Genomic DNA, 17,114 nt, shown 5'->3' with positions numbered 1-17,114 from the left:
GGCGGCAGCCGCATGCCCGGCTACCCGCAGCGCCCGGCGCTGTCTCTCGGGTACCCGCGCACACCCCGTCCTTCCGAGGAGGAAGACCATGGTCACGAGACGCCGTGTGCTCGGCGCCATAGCCACGACCGGAGCGGGCCGATGTGGTCATCGACTTCTCCCGCTACCCGGTCGGTACGAAGATCGTCCTGGAGAACACCCTGGGCCCCGGAACGCCGGACCAGGTGGGCAAGGCGCTGCGCATCGACGTCGTGCGGGAGGCCTACGACCCCAGCTTCGTGCCGGATGTGCTGCGCGTGCTGCCGGACATGCCGGAGGCGACGGTCCAGCGGAACATCGTCCTCAGCATGGACGAGGACGGCCGCCCGGAGCCGCGGGGGCTCATCGGCGGCCAGGTGTGGGACGCCCAGCGCATCGACCAGACCATTGCGTACGGCAGCTCGGAGATCTGGACCGTCACGAATGCGAATAAAGTCATCCCGCTCAACTTCCACATGCACCTGGTCCAGTTCCGGGTGTTGGAGCGCAACGGGGTTGCGGCGGGCCCGGCCGAGTCCGGGCTGAAGGACACGGTCCGCCTCTTCCCTGGCGAGACGGTGAAGCTGCATGCCACCTTCGACACCTATAAAGGGACTTATGTCTACCATGGCCACCTCCTGGACCATTCGGCGATGGGAATGATGGGCAACTTCAGAATCCGCTAAGGTCGGTCGAGGATCGACGGGAAGGAGCTCAGCATTCCTGCCAAGCAGCTGATTTGTGAAGTGGTTAGCTCGGTTCCGATTAGTGCCTCCGGTGTTTCGTACGGCCCGATACCGTGGAATGACACGATGGGATGCCTGCACCGAGGGCAAGCAATTTCTCCCACCATCCCAGATGAGGACGTGCCATGAACCGCAATCCGGCCGGTAGCCACCAGCAGTACCCCGGCGGCGGCCCGGGTCCGTACACGGCCCTGTCCAGGTCGGCGACCGCCGGGAGCAGCAAGGTGGCGACCGCCCTCCTCCTGGTCTCGACGATCTTCATAGGCTTGATGGCGGGTCTCTTCTTGGCCTTCGACGTCTCCGTGATGCCGGGTCTGGCGGCGGGCGACCAGCACACGTACGTCACCGCGATGCAGGCCTTCAACAAGGCGATCGACGGCAACGGGCTCTTCGGCATGGTGTTCGTGCTCGCGCTGCTGACGTCCGCGGCCTCGGCGGTCATCGAGTTCCGCAAGGGGCGCCGCGGTGTGGCGGTCTGGGTGGGGGCGGCGGCCGTGGCCTACCTCATCGTCCTGATGATCACCTTCTCCGTGAACATCCCGCTGAACAACGAGCTGGCCGACGCAGGCGACGCGGCCAAGATGACGGACTTCTCGATCGTCGACAAGTTCAAGGGCACCTGGGTCTCCACCAACATCATGCGCACCCTGCTGTGCACCGTTGCCCTGACGGCCCTCTCCCGCGCCCTCGTCCTCTACGGACGTGCCACCCGCTGAAGCCGCTGAACCCCGTGGTACGCAGGAAGTCCCCCGGCCGCCGGGGGACTTCCTGCGTACCACCGGGCGCTCAGCGCATGCTGCCGTGTAGGTACGAGGCCCAGGCCAGGAAACCGACCGAGGCCGTGCACAGCACGGTGCGCCAGACGTTGGCGCGCACCCAGGGACCCTCGAAGGCGCGGCGAACGGCGGCCGGTTCGCTGATGGCCGCGACCGGACCGGCCTTCTCAAGGGCGTTGTTCAGGGGGATGTTCACCTTGTTCGTGATGCCCATCGAGACGGTGTAGCAGACCAGGGCCGCGATCAGTGCAGGCAGCACGTCGCGGCCGTCGGACGGGACGTGCAGGGCCAGGGCCAGGGCGGTGAAGACGAACGCGCCGAGGTAGCCGAGGATGAACCACCCGTTGAGGATGGCCGCGTTGACGCGCTGCATGACCTCGATGACCGTACGGTCGTCGGTGCGTTTCAGACCTGGCATCACGGAGATGGAGAAGCCGTAGAACAGGCCGCTGACCAGGCCCATCGTGACAGTGGCGGCTATGAGTGAGGCCAGGCGCGCGGTTTCCATCGTGTCCCCCTGCTCGTACGTCCTCGGAGGTCCCCGGCCACAGGACCTTCGGGAACAGATCGTGGAATCGTCAAGTCGCCGCGATCATACGGGCGCAGGTGGCCCGGGCCTCCCGTTTCCGGCTCCTTGGACGCACGCGCATGAACCTGAGCTTCGTGGACATGGCGACTCTCGCGGGACTGGACTTGACTGCATTCATGACTCAGAACACGCGGATCACCCTCGTCATCGGCGGTCACGGCAAGACCGGTCGACGTGTCGCCCAGAAGCTCTCCGCCCAGGGCCGTCAGGTCCGGATCGGTTCCCGCACCGGCGAGCCCGCCGTCGACTGGAACGACTCCGCCACCTGGGGGCCTGCGCTGGAGGGCGTCGACCGGGCGTACGTGACCTACCACCCCGACCTTGCCTTCCCGGGGGCCGCGGAGCAGGTCGGCGAGTTTTCCAGGACGGCCGTGGCGAACGGCGTGCGCCGCCTGGTGCTGCTGTCGGGGCGCGGCGAGGAAGCCGCACAGGTCAGCGAGAACAACCTGAAGGCCTCCGGTGCCGACTGGACCATCGTGCGCTCCAGCTGGTTCAACCAGAACTTCTCCGAGAGCTTCTTCCTGGATCCTGTACTGGCCGGCGAGCTCGCCCTGCCGACCGGGGACGCCGTGGAGGCCTTCGTCGACGCCGACGACATCGCCGACGTCGTGGTGGCCGCGCTGACCGACGACAAGCACATCGGGAAGACCTACGAGCTGTCCGGCCCGCGCTTGATCAGCTACAGCGACGCGGTCGCCGAGATCTCGAAGGCCACCGGGCGCGAGATCACGTACATCCCGGTCACGAGTGAGGCGTACCGCGCGGTGCTGCGCGAGAACAACCTCCCTGAGGAGTGGGCCGACCTGTTCACCATGGTCCTGGACGGACGCAACGCGCATCTGGTGCACGGTGTGGAGGAGGCCCTGGGCCGCAAGCCCAAGGACTTCGCGGACTTCGCCCGCGACGCGGCGGCCACCGGAGTCTGGAACGTCTGACGTGACCGGTACGACGAAGGAGTCCGTGACCCTGGTGGCGGCGACGGTGGGCACCGGCCTGATGGCCGGCCTCTACTTCGCGTTCGACATTTCGGTCATGCCGGGTCTGCGTCGCGGCGACGACCAGACCTACGTGACCGCCATGCGCAATATCAACGAGGGGATCGACAACGGCCTGTTCGGCCTGTTCGGCCTGCTCTTCCTGGGCACCTTCCTGGCGACCGGGCTGGCAGCCTCGCAGCAGCAGCGCGGCGGCCGCCCGAACGCGGCGCGCTGGGGCTGGCTGGCCTTCGCACTGTACGGCCTGTCGATGGCCGTGACCGCGATGGTGAACGTCCCCCTCAACAACCAGCTCGCGCGGGTCGGGGCCGACGCCTCGGCGGCCCGCTCCCGCTTCGGCAGCCGCTGGAGCTCCGGCAACCTCGTCCGTACGGTGGCCTGTACGGCGGCCCTGGCCGCGCTGGGCCGCGTACTGACGCTGCACGGCCGGGCGGCAGCGGCATAGCCCCTGCCGCACAACCTGTTCCACCTCCCTCCCGGAACTGCGCCCGCTCTCTCGAAATCCCCCGAAAGAGAGCGGGCGCTTCCCCGTGCTGTTTGGAAGGATGTACGGATGGATTCGCTGACCGGCCTCCTCGAAGCTCCCAAGGCCCGGGGCGCCTTCCTTCTCAAGTCCGTCTTCAACCCGCCCTGGTCACTGCGCGTCGAGGACCGGGCCCCGCTGTCCATCGTGACGATGGTGCACGGCGACGCGTGGCTGATACCCGACCACGGCACACCGATCCTGATCCGCCCGGGCGACATGGCCGTCTTGCGGGGCCCCGAGCCGTACACCGTCGCGGACGCCCTGGACACGCCGGTCCAGATCACCGTCGGCCCGCAGCAGCGGTGCAGCACGTACGAGGGCGAGGACGTCACCGAGCGGATGGCGCTCGGTGTACGCACCTGGGGCGACGGCTTCCAGGACGCCGGATCGGCGGTGATGCTGAGCGGCACCTACCAGACGCCGAGTGAGATCGGCCGCCGGCTGCTGACCGCGCTGCCGGCCATCCTGGTCCGCCCGGCGGAGGCCGCCGACGACACCCTGGTGCCCTTGCTGACCTCGGAGATCTCCAAGAACGAACCGGGCCAGGAGATCGTCCTGGACCGGCTTCTGGACCTGCTGCTGGTTGGCGTCCTGCGCACCTGGCTCGCGGCACCCGACAGCGGGTCCCCGTCCTGGTACCGCGCCCAGAGCGACCCGGTGGTCGGTCTGGCCCTGCGGCTGCTCCACGAGAACCCCGCCCACGGCTGGACCGTCGGGGAACTCGCCGTCAAGACCGGCGTCTCGCGGGCCTCCATGGCCCGCCGCTTCACCGACATCGTGGGCGAGCCGCCGATGGCCTACCTGACCGGCTGGCGCCTGGCCGCCGCGGCCGACCTGCTGCGCGATCGCGACGCCACGATCGCGACGGTGGCCCGCCGGGTGGGCTACAGCTCGGCCTTCGCCCTCTCGACGGCCTTCAAACGCGTCCGCGGCATCAGCCCCCAGGAATTCCGCACGGGCACCACCTCCGCCACCCCGGCCCAGACCCCCCAGCCGCCACGCGCGGTCGTCCTGTCCACGCCCTCGTGATCCTGCCTGCCGTCGACTTTCGACGTCTTCGCAGGCCGGGGTGCGGGCCGCTCAGGCGGGTGATGTGGCTGCACGGCCTGCTCCGGGTCAGACCCGGGCAGCCGACCGTGGCGTAGCTGAGGACGAGCGCGGGAGGGCGGGTGGTGTCGGCGAGGGGTAGAAACGTCCCCCGCGGATGAGTAGGGACCGCATCCGGGCGGCGCGTACGACCGAGTCCTCGTCGAGTTCGGTGGGCAGTTCGATGTATGCCTGCAGCCCGCCGTCGCCGCCGAGCAGTTGGGCCCCCGGAAGGTGAAGTGATGTCTGTTGCCGGCCCACCGCGCGGCGCTCGTGGAACTCGGCGCGCAGTGTGCGCTGATGGCGGTCGAGGGCTCCGGTGTCGATGAAGTGTGCGAAGGCGAGCTGTTCAGACCCTGGCCTGCGCCCGGCCGGGCGCAGGCATGCTGACGGCGGAACAGGCATACCTGACCGCCGTGGATCAGGAGCGCACAGACCCTCACGGGACACGCCCGGTGTCCGCACCGCCAGGTCATCGCCGAGGCGGCCGAGGCGCAGTGGCCTGCAGGGGGCGACGGCCACCGGTCCTCCAGACCACGCTGCGGGGAGGTGTGCAGCAGGACCCTGTGGGTTCGCGCGGGCGACACGAAGGGACACGGTCACGACCTGCACGTAGCGATCGCCGGCCCCTCCGACGAGGTCGACGCTCAGGCTCCTCGTTGGCGACAGGTCCTGGAGGACGCTTACACCGCCTTTCGGGCCGACCCTCCTCCCACCCGCGGTTGGACGGCGATCGTAGGCCCGGTGCCCGAGCAGGCGGCATTTGCCCAGCGGCGTGCTCTGATCTGGCCCCAGCTGTTGCGGGAGCCGGTGAAGGTCGGGTCGACGATCGTCGTCTCGTGCTCCACATGGGTCACACAAGTCACCCCGCACCCCTTTGACCGCTCCCAACCCTTTCCCGTGGGCTTCTATCCGCTGCATGTGCGTGGCTCGGTCTCCGCGTACTACGCGCCTGGTGGCGTCGAGGCCGCCTGTCACTCCCTGGACCGGCTGTGCCAACTGCTGAACCTGGCCACCGGTCTGTGCTATACCCACTGGGCACTCCGGTGCTCCTCGAAGGCGAGGGCGCCGATGCATTCGCAATCGACTGGTGTGAGCGGATGGGCGGATGGGCCACCTGTTCAGGGAACACCTGCGGATGTACGCCGAGACCGACGCGGCGGCCGTGGCCGGCCCGACGGAGATGAGGGGTGCCGACGACGCGTTCGTCTGGCTGGCACTGCGAGGGGCGAAGCAGTACAACCACTGCTACGCCTGGCCCTACCAGTACGAGCAGATGGGCTGGAGCACGACCTCCAACCTCTCGGTACGAGCGGACGTGTTCTCCGACGTGGGCGGGTTCGACGAGGACCCGCTCACCGTGGTGGGAGGCGAGGACGTCGACCTCGGGGTCCGGATCAGCAAGACGGGCGAACACATCCTCAGCAACCCCGAGGCCCTCGTCCTTCACTCGCGCAGCCCCGACAGCACCGTCCGGTCGGTGGCTGCCAGGGTCTTCGTATGCGGGGCGGCCGACGGCTGGCTCTGTGACCGACACCCGGACACGACGGTGTACTACGCCAATCCGTTCGCGATCACCGTAGGTGCGGCCGCGGTAGGGGCCGCATTCCGCCATCGGTGGCCCGGGGTGGCCCGCGCGGTCGGGCCCGTCACGCTGGGATTCCTCATGGTTCGTGAGGTCGCGAGCCGTCACCAGAAGGGGTCCGGCGTCCGCGGGGTGATCGAGGACGTGGCCTGCTCCTTCGTCGACCTGTGCTTCGACGCGGGCGAGGTCTATGCGGCGGTGCGCCGTCGCAGCCCGGTGAATCTGATCCGGCGATTCGACTACACGCAGCCCCGATGGTTCCGCCGGCGGGCGGCCCGAGCGGGCGATACGCCAAGCAGGCGGCAGGAGATGATGGGCAGTATCCATCGGGGGCCGCGGAAGGAGTCGATCGTGGCTGAGGAAGTGCGGCAGTCACCCGTCCTGCTGCTCACCGGTCCGGCGGCCGCAGGAAAGACCACCCTGGCGGACCGCTGGGCCCGGCAGCAGAGTGAGCCGACGATCCACATCTCCCTTGACGATGCGAGGGACTGGGTGAAGTCCGGGTACGCGAGTCCCGAGGACGGCTGGAACCAGGCGACGGAGAGCCAGCTCGGGCTGGCCCGTCGCAGCATCGCGCTGACCGTGCGAACCTACGCGGCTGCGGGCTATTCCGCGGTGGTCGACGACGTGGTCTTCCCGAACTGGCCTGCGGTGGGGCTGGAACGGTGGACGGAGGAACTCGGGGACCTGCCTGTGTGTCTGGTCGTTCTCCTGCCCGCCTTCGAGGTGCTGGAGTCCCGCAACGCCACGCGGTCCGGCCGTCGGCGGCTTTCCTCGAAGACGCTGGACATCGTCTACCGCGACATGGCGGCCTGGCGGGAGTCCGACGTGCCCGTCCTCGACACCACCGAACTGGACGTTGACCAGGCGGCCCTGAGGCTGAATGACATCTGGGCGGCCTTCCGCTCGGAGCAGGGCTAAACGCTCCCGGTGTGGCCCGCACCGCACCGCGCCGCCGACGGTGCGGGCCACCCGCGCCGTAGGCCGATCGAACCCTCGCCGACGGCCTCGAACGCGGCCGAACGGCATCGCCGAGGACCGCGGGAGGCCGGTCTGTGGGAGCAGATTTGGCCTGGGAACGCCGCCTGCCGTCCGCTGGCGCCAGATCGACGCAGTACGTCCACGACCCGTGCTCCGCCTCCTCCAACAACCGCACACACCACGCACCCAACTGCTTCCCGTGCCCGTCCTTGCACCGCACCGCCGGTACATCCTGCCCCGCTGCGCACGCTGTCCCATGTGCTTCCCCTTCTCCCGGACTGCCTGGTGAATCTGGGGCAAGAGTGGCTGCTGTGTCGGGTGTGGCGGCAGAGCGTGTTGGGCGCTGTGCGAAGCACTCAGAACCGGATGGCGAGGACACGCTCAAGACGACACGCCGTCCGGAAGATCACTATCCGTATCCAGTGGGTAGTCGACCCTGATCCGTCCGGACCACCTCGTCTGGCCAGAGGCAAAGCACGACGGGCTGCGGCGGTCGGCAGCAGGGTCCTGCTGAAGGGCCAACAGATTGCTGTTACTCGCGGTGACGAAGGCGGCTCCGGGGACCTGGGGGCCATTTGGGGACCAGCTTGGGGCCGCACCTGGTGAGCACCCATGAGCACCCATGAGCGCCCGTGGGCGCTCACGGACATCTATGTACGAACTTGAACCCGGCTGAGCATCTACCCGGTTTGGGGTCTGCTGGCTCCCGCTGTCCATGGTGAGCCTCAACTCTCTTTTACTTCACTTGAGTTGGAAAAAAAGGCCGAGGCCTCAAGGCCTCGGCTGTCGACACTAGTTGAACCTCATAACTGGAGGGCAAGGGGTCGCAGCTTCGAATCCTGTCGTCCCGACCAGCGTTTTCGCGGATCGTAATCCGCTTTCACCGAAAGGCGGAGGAGGCATTTTTGATGTTTCGTCGGCTGGTGGTCGCAGTGTGGTCCCGCCGTTTCGTCGACGAGGTATTTCGGTGGATCGGGCGGGTCCTGTGCGTGGGGCGGGTGATCGGCCGGGTCGCGTTTCTTGGGGTGGTGTGGCGGCCGTATCTGGCACCGCTGTCGGCTTGGTTGAGGGCGTGGTCGATGGCGTCGGTGGCGCGGTCGGACAGGGCGACCCAGTTCCGGCTGGAGCGGGTCTTGGGGGTGGTGAAGACGAACAGGTTGTTGTCGATGGCGGCCAAGGTCCAGCGGATGTACGCGGAGTGCTTGTCGAGGCCCGGGCCGCCCGCCGCTACGCCGCAGGCGGACGGCCCGGCGGCGGCTCTCAGAATCCCGGCGGACGGCGGAAGCCGCCGATCACCTCCGCGAGGCACCGCACGAACCGGACCGCGGTGCGGTCGTGCAGGTAGGGCGCGATCACCTGGATGCCGACCGGAAGTCCGTCCCGGGTCGCTCCGACGGGCGCCACCGCCGCGGGCAGGTGGTTGACCGCCGACGGTGCCATCCACGTGAGCATCTCGCGGTACGGCCGGTCGGCGCCGTCGACCCGCAGTGTCCGGACCGACCACCCGGGATCGGGGCGCTGGTCGTGGGGGAAGGCGGCCGTGGGGCTCACCGGGCAGAGGAGCACGTCGACGTCGCGGAAGAACTCGGCCCAGCGGCGGCGGGAGTGTTGCCGGCGTTCGTCGAGCGCGTGCCAGTCACGGAAGCTGATCGTCAGGTCCGACGCGAACCCGCCGGCGGCCCCTTCCGCCGTGGCGAGCTCCACGAGCCCGGCATACGACTCGTCCGGCTCGACCAGCCCGCTCTGCGCCATCAGCAGCGGCTGGTAGAGCGCCATCGTCTCTTCGAGCCCGACCGGCCCGCTGCCCTCGACCACGACGGCGCCCTCGGCCCGGACCGCCTCCAGCGTGGCCCGCATGATCGCGGCCAGTTCGCTGTCGACGGGGCAGAATGGGTCGTCGACCCAGGCCGCGACCCGGAAGTCCCGCAGGGTGATCGACCTGGCGGCGGGCAGCTCCAGGCGCCATCCCGGGGCGCGGTCGTGGTCCGCTCCGGCGAGGACGTCGAGGCCCAGGTCGAGGTCGTCGGCGTGCCTGCCGAGCGGGCCGAGTACCGCCATGTCGAAGTCCGCCAGCGTCCCCGGAGCGTGTCCCGAGACGCTCCCGTACCTCGGCACGATCCCGAACGACGGGCGCAGCCCGTACACGCCGCAGAAGTGGGCGGGCACCCGGATCGATCCCGCCGTGTCGCCGCCGAGCTCCAGGCCGGTCAGCCCCGCGGCGATCGCCGCGGCGGACCCGCCGGACGAACCGCCGGGGCCGCGGGTCGGGTCCCACGGATTGTTCGTGGTCCCGTAGACCTCGTTGTAGGTCTGCCAGTCCCGGGCGTCGGCCGGCAGGTTGGACTTGCCGAAGACGACCGCTCCCGCGTTCCTGAGCCGGGCGACCGACTCGGCGTCGCTCGTCGAGACGTGCTGTCCCCAGCGGGGCGAACCCCCGGTGGTCCGCATGCCCGCGACCTCGAGACTGTCCTTGATCGTCACGGGGACGCCGTGCAGGCGGCCGAGCGGCTCGCCACGGGAGACCGCGCGGTCGGCCGCCAGTGCCGCGGCCCTCGCGCCCTCCTCGTCCCGGGCGACGATGGCGTTCACCTTCGGATCGAGCCGCTCCACCCGGGCGAGGTAGTGGTCGAGCAACTCGGTGCTCGACATCTCCTTCGCCGCGATGGCGGCGGCGAGTTGGCCTGCGGAGCGAAATGCCGGATCGGTCATGCGATCTCCAGAAAGGCTGGACCCGCGGCGGTCACATCGCTGCGGCCGACGCACAATCCCAGTTCAGGGCGGGTCCCAAGCCGACCTTAGCGGACGTGGAGGACCATGTCGGGGTGTGGCCTTGCTCACTCCTCGCGAGCGGAGTCGGCCGGGCACGGGCCGCCGAGAGCGACGCCGGACGGCCGGCCGGACGGCCGGCCTGGCCGGCAACACCTACCGCTACGACGACGTTTCCGCCGCGCCCGGCGGCCCTGTCCGGACCCCAGCACGCGACGCCCCGCCCTGGATCCGGTCCTGCCTGCGCGCGCACCACCAGCGGCAGGCCCACCGCGACATCCGCGAACTCGTCCGCGCCGGCCGGCTCACCGTCAAGGGCGAGGCCCAGGGCCGCTGTTGCACCGCCGGCCCGGACCTTCCCGAGGAGATCACGCGCGGAGTCCGCGAACCCCGGCCGCCGCGCGACCCGTACGCGTGGTCGCGCGACGCCACTCACGCGGACTTGCCGCCGACCTGCCAATCCCTCGGGGACATACCGTAGGTGGCGCGGAAGGCGCGGCTGAAGTGGCTGGAGTTGGCGAAGCCCCAGCGCCGGGCGATCCCCGCCACCCCGACCTCCCCGGCCATCGGCCGCAGGAGGTCCCGGCCGCAGCGCTCCAGCCGCTGCGTTCGGATCCACCCGCCGACCGTGACGCCCTCGAGCTGGAAGAGCTTGTGGAGGAAGCGGACCGACATGAAGTTCGCCTCGGCGATCGTGGACGGTGAGAGGTCCGGATCGCGGAGATTCCGCAGGATGTGCTCCTTGACCCGCTCCAACGAGGCGGCGGCCCGCGACTCCTGCGGCCGAGCACGTCCGCCCCGGTCGTCGATGAGCATCGCGAGCAGGTCGAGCGCGGTGGCCGCGGCGCGGCGCCCGAGGACCTCGTCCAGCCCTTCCGCCTCGTGCGCCATCCGTGAGAGATAGGTCGCCACCAACGCGGCGCTGCCCCCGGTGCCGCTGAACGTCGTCGCGGTGAGCGCCCGCAGGTCCTTCTCCCGGACGACCAGTTCCGCGCGGGGGAAGAGGAACGACGTGAAGACGAACCCCTCCTCGATCTTCTTCCGGAAGGCCCGGGACGTGTCGGTGACGGAGAACTCGCCGGGCCGGATGACCGTCTCCCTCCCGTCCTGTTCCTTGAGCGCGGTGCCGCGCTCCTGGAGGCTGAGGATGAGTGTGGACGAATCGCTGTCGGCGATCATGCGCCTGCTGCGCGTCACCATCTGCGGTCCTGCCTGGACCCTCGATATCCGCACGGAACCCAGCCGGTGGCCGACGATCCTCCCGGGCGTCGGCACCTCCTCCAGGAGGTTCACGGCCATCGGCACGAAGGCGTGGGACACCGCTTCGTGCCAGCACTCCGCCCGGCCGGAGGCGGACAACGACGCGGTGGAGAGAGATGCGGACACCGGGTTCCTCTCGGGTCGATGGGCCATCAGGACACCGGGCCGCGGGTGTCCTGCCCGTCGGACGGCTCGGTGCCGCCGCGGGTGTCGCGCCACTGGCTCGGCGAGATGCCGTACCAGGCGCGGAAGATCCGGCTGAAGTGGGCCGCGTCGGTGAAGCCCCACCGCTGGGCCACGCCGGAGACCGTGCTGTCGCCGCCGTCCCGGCGGGTGAGCTCCTGGGCGGTCGCCTGGAGCCGGCGGCGCTGGATCAGGCGGCTGACGGTGACGCCCTCCCCTTCGAAGAGCTTGTGGAGGGAGCGCACGGAGATGCCGTGCGCGGCCGCGATCGCCTTCGGACCGAGCTCCGGGTCCCGGAGGTGCCGGTCCATGTAGGAGCGGATCTCCCAGATCCGGGTGTAGTGGGAGTCCTCCGCGGTCGGCGCGTCACGGGCGGCCTGCTCGGTGACGAGGGTGGCCACCAGGTCGGTGAAGTTGCAGGCCAGCCGGCCGGCGACGAGCCCGGGGCAGTCCCCGGCCGTCTCGACGAGGGTCAGCAGGGACTGCGCGACCAGGGTCGGGACCGGCCCGCCGGCGTCGGCCACGGTGGCCGTCACCCGCTCCAAGCCCGCCGACCTGGTCGTCCGCAACGCCAAGGTGTTCACCAACGACCCGCGTCGCCCCCAGGCCACGGCGGTGGCCATCCGGGACGGACTGATCCAGGCGGTCGGTGACGACGCGGACGTCGTGCCGCTGGTCGGCCCCGGCACCCGGGTGGTCGACGCGCTCGGCCGCCGGGCCGTCCCCGGACTCAACGACGCGCACCTGCACGTCATCCGCGGCGGCCTCAACTACGTGATGGAGCCGCGCTGGGACGGCGTCCCGACGCTGCGCGAGGCCCTGGCCATGCTCAAGCTCCAGGCCGAGCGCACCCCACCCGGCCAGTGGGTGCGGGTGGTCGGCGGCTGGTCGGCCGACCAGTTCGCCGAGCGGCGCCTGCCCACCCTGGCCGAGCTCAACGCCGCGGCGCCCGACACCCCCGTCTTCGTGCTGCACCTCTACCAGTCGGCCCTGCTCAACAAGGCCGCGCTGCGCGCCGCGGGCTTCACCCGGGACACCCCCCGACCCGGCCGGCGGCCAGATCGTCCGCGGCCACGACGGCGAACCGACCGGCCTGCTGATCGCCGCCCCCGGCGCCCTGCTGCTCTACTCCACCCTGGCCAAGGCGCCGATGCTGGACGAGGCCGACCGCATCGGCTCCACCCGGCACTTCCTGCGCGAGCTGAACCGCTTCGGCCTCACCTCCGCGATCGACGCCGCCGGGGGCTTCCAGAGCTTCCCCGAGAACTACGGCACCGTCATGGAACTCGCCCGCCGAGGCGAGCTGAGCCTGCGCATCGCCTACCACCTCTTCCCGCAGACCGCCGGGCAGGAGCTCGACGACCTCACCCGCTGGGTCGACACCGTGCGCCCGGGAGAGGGCGACGAGTGGCTGCGCCTCAACGGCGCCGGGGAGAACCTCACCTGGGCCGCCGCCGACTTCGAGAACTTCACCGAGCCGAGGCCGCAACTTGGCCCCTACGAGACGGAGTTCGAGAAGGCCGTCCGCCTGCTCATGGAGAACGGCTGGGGCTTCCGGCTGCACGCCACCTACGACGAGACCATCCGCCGCGACCTCGCCGTCTTCGAGAAGCTCGCCGCCGAAGGCCTCTTCCCGCAGGGCAACCGCTGGCTCTTCGACCATGCCGAGACCGTCAGCCCGGACAGCCTCGACCGCATCGCCGCGCTGGGCGGCGCCGTCTCCGTCCAGAACCGCCTCTCCTTCCAGGGCGAGGCCTTCGTCTCCCGCTACGGCGCCCCGGCCGCCGCCGAGGCGCCGCCGCTGCGCGCGATGCTGGACCGGGGCCTCACCGTCGCGGCAGGCACCGACGCCACCCGGGTCTTCTCCTACAACCCCTGGGTCGCCCTGCACTGGCTGGCCTCCGGCCGGGCCGTCAGCGGACGGCGCCTCGCCGCCGAGCACAACCGGCTCAGCCGCGAGCAGGCCCTGGAGCTCTACACCCTCGGCGGCGCCCGCCTCACCGGCGAGGAGGAGGTCAAGGGGCGTCTGACGGTGGGCAGTTACGCGGACCTCGCGCTGCTCAGCGCCGACTACTTCGCCGTACCCGAGGCCGACATCCCGCACATCGAGGCGGTCCTCACGGTCGTCGGCGGACGCATAGTCCACGCCGCCCAGGAGCACGAGGGCCTGGCGCCCGAGCTGCCCGAGGTGTCGCCGTCCTGGAGCCCGGTAGCCCGCTTCGGCGGCTACCACGCCACCCCGGCCCCCGGCCCGGCCGTCGGCGTCCGCCAGGCCGAGGGCGTGCTGGAGGCCGTGGCGGCCTCCGGCGAGCAGCACGCCTGGCGCGCGGCGCGCGGCCTCGCCCTGCCCGGGCGGCCGCAGGTGCCGCTGGACCCCCGCTTCTTCTGACGAATCGTCAAGTTCTTTGAGGGGGCGCCGCCGGACCGCGGCGGTGCCCCCATCCGCTTTCCCCCTACCGACCGAGGAAGCGTCGTGACCACGCCCGCAGCCGAATCCCGCACCGCACCCCCACCGCCGGTGCCAGGACCGAAGATCCACGACCGCCACCCGCTCGCACTGGCCCTGTTCGGCCTCACCCTGGTCAGCGGTCTGATCGACGCCGTCAGCTACCTCGGCCTCGGCCACGTCTTCACCGCGAACATGACCGGCAACGTCGTCGTCATCGCCTTCGCCCTCGCCGGAGCACCCGGCTTCTCCGTCACCGGATCACTGACCTCCCTCGTCGCCTTCCTCCTCGGCGCGCTCCTGGCCGGCCGGCTCGCCACTCGACACGCCGGAACCCGGCGCCCCGCACAGCTGCGCACGGTCTTCGTCCTGGAGGCCGCGCTGTACGGCGCGGCGGCCGTCGTCGTCTTCGCCTGGAGCGCGGACGGGCCCGCACAGTACGCCGTGATCGCCCTGCTCGCCCTGGCCATGGGCATCCGCAACGGCACCGTCCGCGGCCTCGGCGTCCCGGACCTCACCACCACCGTGCTCACCCTGACCCTGACCGGCCTGGCCGCCGACTCCCGTCTCGCCGGCGGCACCGCCCCCGTCAGCGCAGGAAGATCCTCTCCGTCGCCACCATGCTCGCCGGTGCCGCCCCGGGCGCCGTCCTCGTGCTGCACGGGCAGACCGCCTGGGCCCTGGTCGCCAGCGCCGCCCTGGCCGGCGGCACCCTCCTGCTCTACCGCGAGTGACCGGCGTTCCGTCACCGCCTGCCGCAGTCGGTCCGTCGCAACCTCGGGTCGAAGTTCCGGTGGTTCCGGGCGGCTTGGGAAGGCACCCCGTTCAGCCGGGCCTCGTCGCATTCGCGACGGTCCGGCCCGCGTTCCTCGCGCCACTGTGACCCCCGCGGACTCGCGTGGTCACCGGGACTTCGAATCGCCCTGGCCGATGTCCGGGGCGCAGTTCGAGGCCCTGGCCGCGAAGGTGTCCGGCAAGGACCTCAAGGGCTTCTTCGACGCCTGGGCCCACGGCACGGTGATCCCCCCGAAGGAGTACCTCTACCCCGGCACCCTGGCTCCGCCGGCCGGTGGCTGACGAGCGGTTCCGAAGTGCGGTGTGGGGCAGGCCTCCGGGCCCGGGGCGGGACCGGGCGGTGCGACCGTGGGCGACCAGGTCGTGAGCCGACTGCGGTCTACCGCTCGGTTCTGCGGCGGTTCGCGGCCGTGGGCGACGAGCCGTTACCGTACGTGGCGTTGTGGGTCCAGGCCCGGCCCGGCAGGACCGCGAGCCGGCCCACCTCCACGGCCGGCCTGGCCCTCACCGAACAGCCGTTCCGCTTCGACTTCGCGGGCCCCGGCCTGGCGCGGCTCCCGGAAGCCCTCGCATCGACGGCCCGCCGGGCCGACCACTGAAGGAGACACTTCTTGTTCGCCCCGTACCGCCGTCTTTTCGCCCCCAAGGGGAGCCTCGCGTTCACCCTGTCGGGGTTCTTCGCGCGCCTCGCGCTGTCCATGTACGGCGTGAGCACCGTGATCATGGTCGCCTCCCTGCGCGACTCCTACGCGCTGGCGGGTGCCGTCTCGGGCGTCTCGCTGGCGGCCACGCTGGTGACCGTTCCGCGCATCAGCCGGCTGATCGACCGGTACGGGCAGGCCAGGGTCGCCGTTCCCGGCGCCGCGATCTCGGCGCTCGGGTCCGTCGCCCTGATGCTCTGCGCCCACTACGACACCCCGGCCTGGGCGCTCTTCGCCACCGGCCTCTTCTCCACCGCGCCCACCACGTCGACCTGCTCGGTGACGACCCCGAAGGCGACCTGGTGCGGGCGTTCCACCGCGACCGGGGCATCCCGTTCACGGAGGTCCCCTCCGCCCGGGGCACCAAGCGGGCCGTCAACCTGGTCGGCCCGGACGGGCGGCGGCTCTCGCTGTACGACAACACCCGCTCCCAGGAGAGCGACCGTCTCCCGGACGACACGGTGCGCGCCCTGGCCGCGGCCGGCCGGCACGCCCACGTGGTGATCACCTATCCGTGCGCCCTCGCCATGCCCGCGCTCGGCGAGGCCGGCGTCACCATCTCCACCGACCTGCACAACTGGGACGGCGTCAACCCCTACCACGAGCCCTTCGCGCTCGCCGCGGACCTCGTCTTCCTGTCCACCACCGCCCTCGCCGACCCGGAACGCACCATGCGCGACATCGCGGAGCGCGGCCGGGCCAGGATCGTCGTGGCCACCGCCGGCGCCGAGGGGGCGTACCTGCTGGCCGACGGGCAGCTGACGCACGTCCCCGCCGTCACCCCGCCCGCCCCCGTGGTGGACACCAACGGCGCCGGCGACGCCTTCGCCTCCGGTTTCCTGCTCGGCTGGCTCGCCGGCGAGGACGTGCGCCGCTGCGCGCTGTACGGCGCGGTGGCCGGGGCGTACGCGTGCACGGTGCCGTCCACCCGCGCCGATGCCATCGGCCGCGACGAACTGCTGGCCAGGGCCGCCGAGCTGCTGCCGGCCTGGTCCGGGGACACCCGGACCGCGCGACCGGCCGAGTCCGCGAGGGGCGGCGCATGACGCACCCGGTGGCGGACGGGCTCAGGTCCGGCTACGACGTGGTGATCCTCGGCGCCACCCGGGTGCGGGAGGTGCTGCTGCACGCCGGCTGCGTCCTTGGCCTGGCACCCGGACAGCTGGCCCCACTGGCCGTGCACGGCTCCTTCCCCGAGGCGGGCCTGATCGCCAAGCACCTGCTCCTCGCGGCCGACCGCGTCGACCTGCCGACGTACGCGGAGCTCCTCCCGGCGCGGGCCGCGGAGGTGCTGCGCGGTGTCGCCGAGGAGCCGGACGGCGCGGAGGAGCCGGTTCCGCGCGGGCACCTGGACGCTGGACCGTGAGCCTGCTCGGTTGCCAGGACCTGGGCGGCGCGGATCGACCAGGCCACCGCCGAAAGCCTGGTCAAGGCCGTCCTCTCGCTCCCCCCTGGGCAGCGCGCCGGGCTCGCCGAACGCCTGCTCACGCATGAGCTGTCCGACCCGTGGGCGTTGCGTCGGCGCGGCGCACAGCTGCGGGAGGGTTCCGACGCGAGGTAGCGCTGAGTGGATGTGACAGGTACGCTGCGTGTCGCTGGCTGAATGCCATGCGGGCCCGGTTGCCGCTCCGTGGGGGGAGTCGCGTCCGGGCCAGGCCGCC

The 17,114-nt window shown here is 71.0% G+C and carries 14 protein-coding genes and 2 pseudogenes; 11 read left to right on the top strand and 5 right to left on the bottom strand.

Going from position 1 to position 17,114, the window contains the following annotated elements:
• Window positions 1-143 precede the first annotated feature (143 nt).
• A complete protein-coding gene (locus ACIQOW_RS20190) occupies window positions 144-704 on the top strand; it encodes a multicopper oxidase domain-containing protein (RefSeq protein WP_401086851.1) in 561 nt (186 codons plus the stop codon).
• Between the two features lie 185 nt (window positions 705-889).
• Window positions 890-1,480, top strand: a complete 591-nt coding sequence (locus ACIQOW_RS20185; protein WP_401086849.1) for a DUF1772 domain-containing protein — start codon at window positions 890-892, stop codon at window positions 1,478-1,480.
• Window positions 1,481-1,550: 70 nt separating this feature from the next.
• Here the strand turns inward: ACIQOW_RS20185 and ACIQOW_RS20180 are convergent, their stop codons facing one another.
• Complete coding sequence (locus ACIQOW_RS20180; protein WP_401086847.1) at window positions 1,551-2,048, bottom strand: DUF1772 domain-containing protein; 498 nt, start codon at window positions 2,046-2,048, stop codon at window positions 1,551-1,553.
• A gap of 197 nt (window positions 2,049-2,245) precedes the next feature.
• On the opposite strand from ACIQOW_RS20180, the gene ACIQOW_RS20175 reads away from it, so the two are divergent.
• The 4 genes from ACIQOW_RS20175 (at window position 2,246) to ACIQOW_RS20160 (ending at window position 7,242) form a co-directional block, all read left to right on the top strand.
• Entirely contained in the window at window positions 2,246-3,064 is an 819-nt protein-coding gene (locus ACIQOW_RS20175; RefSeq protein ID WP_401086846.1) for an NAD(P)H-binding protein, read from the top strand.
• 1 nt (window position 3,065) lies between these two features.
• Window positions 3,066-3,569 (top strand): DUF1772 domain-containing protein, encoded by a 504-nt coding sequence (locus tag ACIQOW_RS20170; protein WP_401086844.1) that lies wholly within the window; start codon window positions 3,066-3,068, stop codon window positions 3,567-3,569.
• Between the two features lie 108 nt (window positions 3,570-3,677).
• On the top strand, window positions 3,678-4,679 hold the full coding sequence (locus tag ACIQOW_RS20165; protein WP_401086842.1) for an AraC family transcriptional regulator: 1,002 nt from the start codon (window positions 3,678-3,680) through the stop codon (window positions 4,677-4,679).
• Window positions 4,680-5,844: 1,165 nt separating this feature from the next.
• Window positions 5,845-7,242, top strand: a complete 1,398-nt coding sequence (locus ACIQOW_RS20160; RefSeq protein WP_401086840.1) for an AAA family ATPase — start codon at window positions 5,845-5,847, stop codon at window positions 7,240-7,242.
• A 940-nt stretch (window positions 7,243-8,182) separates the two neighbouring features.
• Here the strand turns inward: ACIQOW_RS20160 and ACIQOW_RS20155 are convergent.
• The 4 genes from ACIQOW_RS20155 to ACIQOW_RS20140 form a co-directional block, all read right to left on the bottom strand.
• The gene (locus ACIQOW_RS20155) at window positions 8,183-8,479 is read right to left on the bottom strand and encodes a hypothetical protein (protein WP_401086838.1); all 297 of its coding nucleotides are present in this window, start codon (window positions 8,477-8,479) and stop codon (window positions 8,183-8,185) included.
• A gap of 83 nt (window positions 8,480-8,562) precedes the next feature.
• Window positions 8,563-10,011, bottom strand: coding sequence for an amidase (locus ACIQOW_RS20150; protein ID WP_401086836.1), 1,449 nt, complete (start codon window positions 10,009-10,011; stop codon window positions 8,563-8,565).
• Window positions 10,012-10,500: 489 nt separating this feature from the next.
• Window positions 10,501-11,454 carry a helix-turn-helix domain-containing protein gene (locus tag ACIQOW_RS20145; RefSeq protein ID WP_401086834.1) on the bottom strand — a complete coding sequence of 318 codons (954 nt, stop codon included), beginning with the start codon at window positions 11,452-11,454 and terminating at the stop codon, window positions 10,501-10,503.
• A gap of 26 nt (window positions 11,455-11,480) precedes the next feature.
• Window positions 11,481-12,047, bottom strand: coding sequence for a helix-turn-helix domain-containing protein (locus ACIQOW_RS20140; protein ID WP_401086832.1), 567 nt, complete (start codon window positions 12,045-12,047; stop codon window positions 11,481-11,483).
• On the opposite strand from ACIQOW_RS20140, the pseudogene ACIQOW_RS20135 reads away from it, so the two are divergent.
• From ACIQOW_RS20135 to ACIQOW_RS20115, 5 genes and pseudogenes are all read left to right on the top strand, one after another.
• A pseudogene (locus tag ACIQOW_RS20135) lies at window positions 12,037-13,900 on the top strand (amidohydrolase). The gene ACIQOW_RS20140 and the pseudogene ACIQOW_RS20135 sit on opposite strands and share 11 nt — an antisense overlap.
• Window positions 13,901-13,984: 84 nt before the next feature.
• Window positions 13,985-15,034 carry a DUF1275 family protein gene (locus ACIQOW_RS20130; protein WP_401086830.1) on the top strand — a complete coding sequence of 350 codons (1,050 nt, stop codon included), beginning with the start codon at window positions 13,985-13,987 and terminating at the stop codon, window positions 15,032-15,034.
• 158 nt (window positions 15,035-15,192) lie between these two features.
• Window positions 15,193-15,351: a hypothetical protein gene (locus ACIQOW_RS20125; protein ID WP_401087267.1), complete on the top strand. Its 159-nt coding sequence runs from the start codon at window positions 15,193-15,195 to the stop codon at window positions 15,349-15,351.
• 356 nt (window positions 15,352-15,707) lie between these two features.
• Window positions 15,708-16,499, top strand: a pseudogene (locus ACIQOW_RS20120) (adenosine kinase); the annotation flags it as partial.
• Window positions 16,496-16,819 (top strand): hypothetical protein, encoded by a 324-nt coding sequence (locus ACIQOW_RS20115; protein WP_401086828.1) that lies wholly within the window; start codon window positions 16,496-16,498, stop codon window positions 16,817-16,819. The pseudogene ACIQOW_RS20120 and the gene ACIQOW_RS20115, both read left to right, overlap by 4 nt.
• Window positions 16,820-17,114 lie beyond the last annotated feature (295 nt).

The sequence above is a fragment of the Kitasatospora sp. NPDC091335 genome (assembly GCF_044757205.1).
In the GTDB taxonomy this organism is placed as follows: Bacteria; Actinomycetota; Actinomycetes; order Streptomycetales; family Streptomycetaceae; genus Kitasatospora.
This window is presented reverse-complemented; position numbering and strand designations above follow the sequence as displayed.

Coding starts and splice junctions, on each gene's coding strand:
- ACIQOW_RS20160 (WP_401086840.1), top strand. CDS start 5,845: ATGGGCCACCTGTTCAGGGAACACCTGCGGATGTACGCCGAGACCGAC.
- ACIQOW_RS20175 (WP_401086846.1), top strand. CDS start 2,246: ATGACTCAGAACACGCGGATCACCCTCGTCATCGGCGGTCACGGCAAG.
- ACIQOW_RS20165 (WP_401086842.1), top strand. CDS start 3,678: ATGGATTCGCTGACCGGCCTCCTCGAAGCTCCCAAGGCCCGGGGCGCC.
- ACIQOW_RS20180 (WP_401086847.1), bottom strand. CDS start 2,048: ATGGAAACCGCGCGCCTGGCCTCACTCATAGCCGCCACTGTCACGATG.
- ACIQOW_RS20115 (WP_401086828.1), top strand. CDS start 16,496: ATGACGCACCCGGTGGCGGACGGGCTCAGGTCCGGCTACGACGTGGTG.
- ACIQOW_RS20185 (WP_401086849.1), top strand. CDS start 890: ATGAACCGCAATCCGGCCGGTAGCCACCAGCAGTACCCCGGCGGCGGC.
- ACIQOW_RS20150 (WP_401086836.1), bottom strand. CDS start 10,011: ATGACCGATCCGGCATTTCGCTCCGCAGGCCAACTCGCCGCCGCCATC.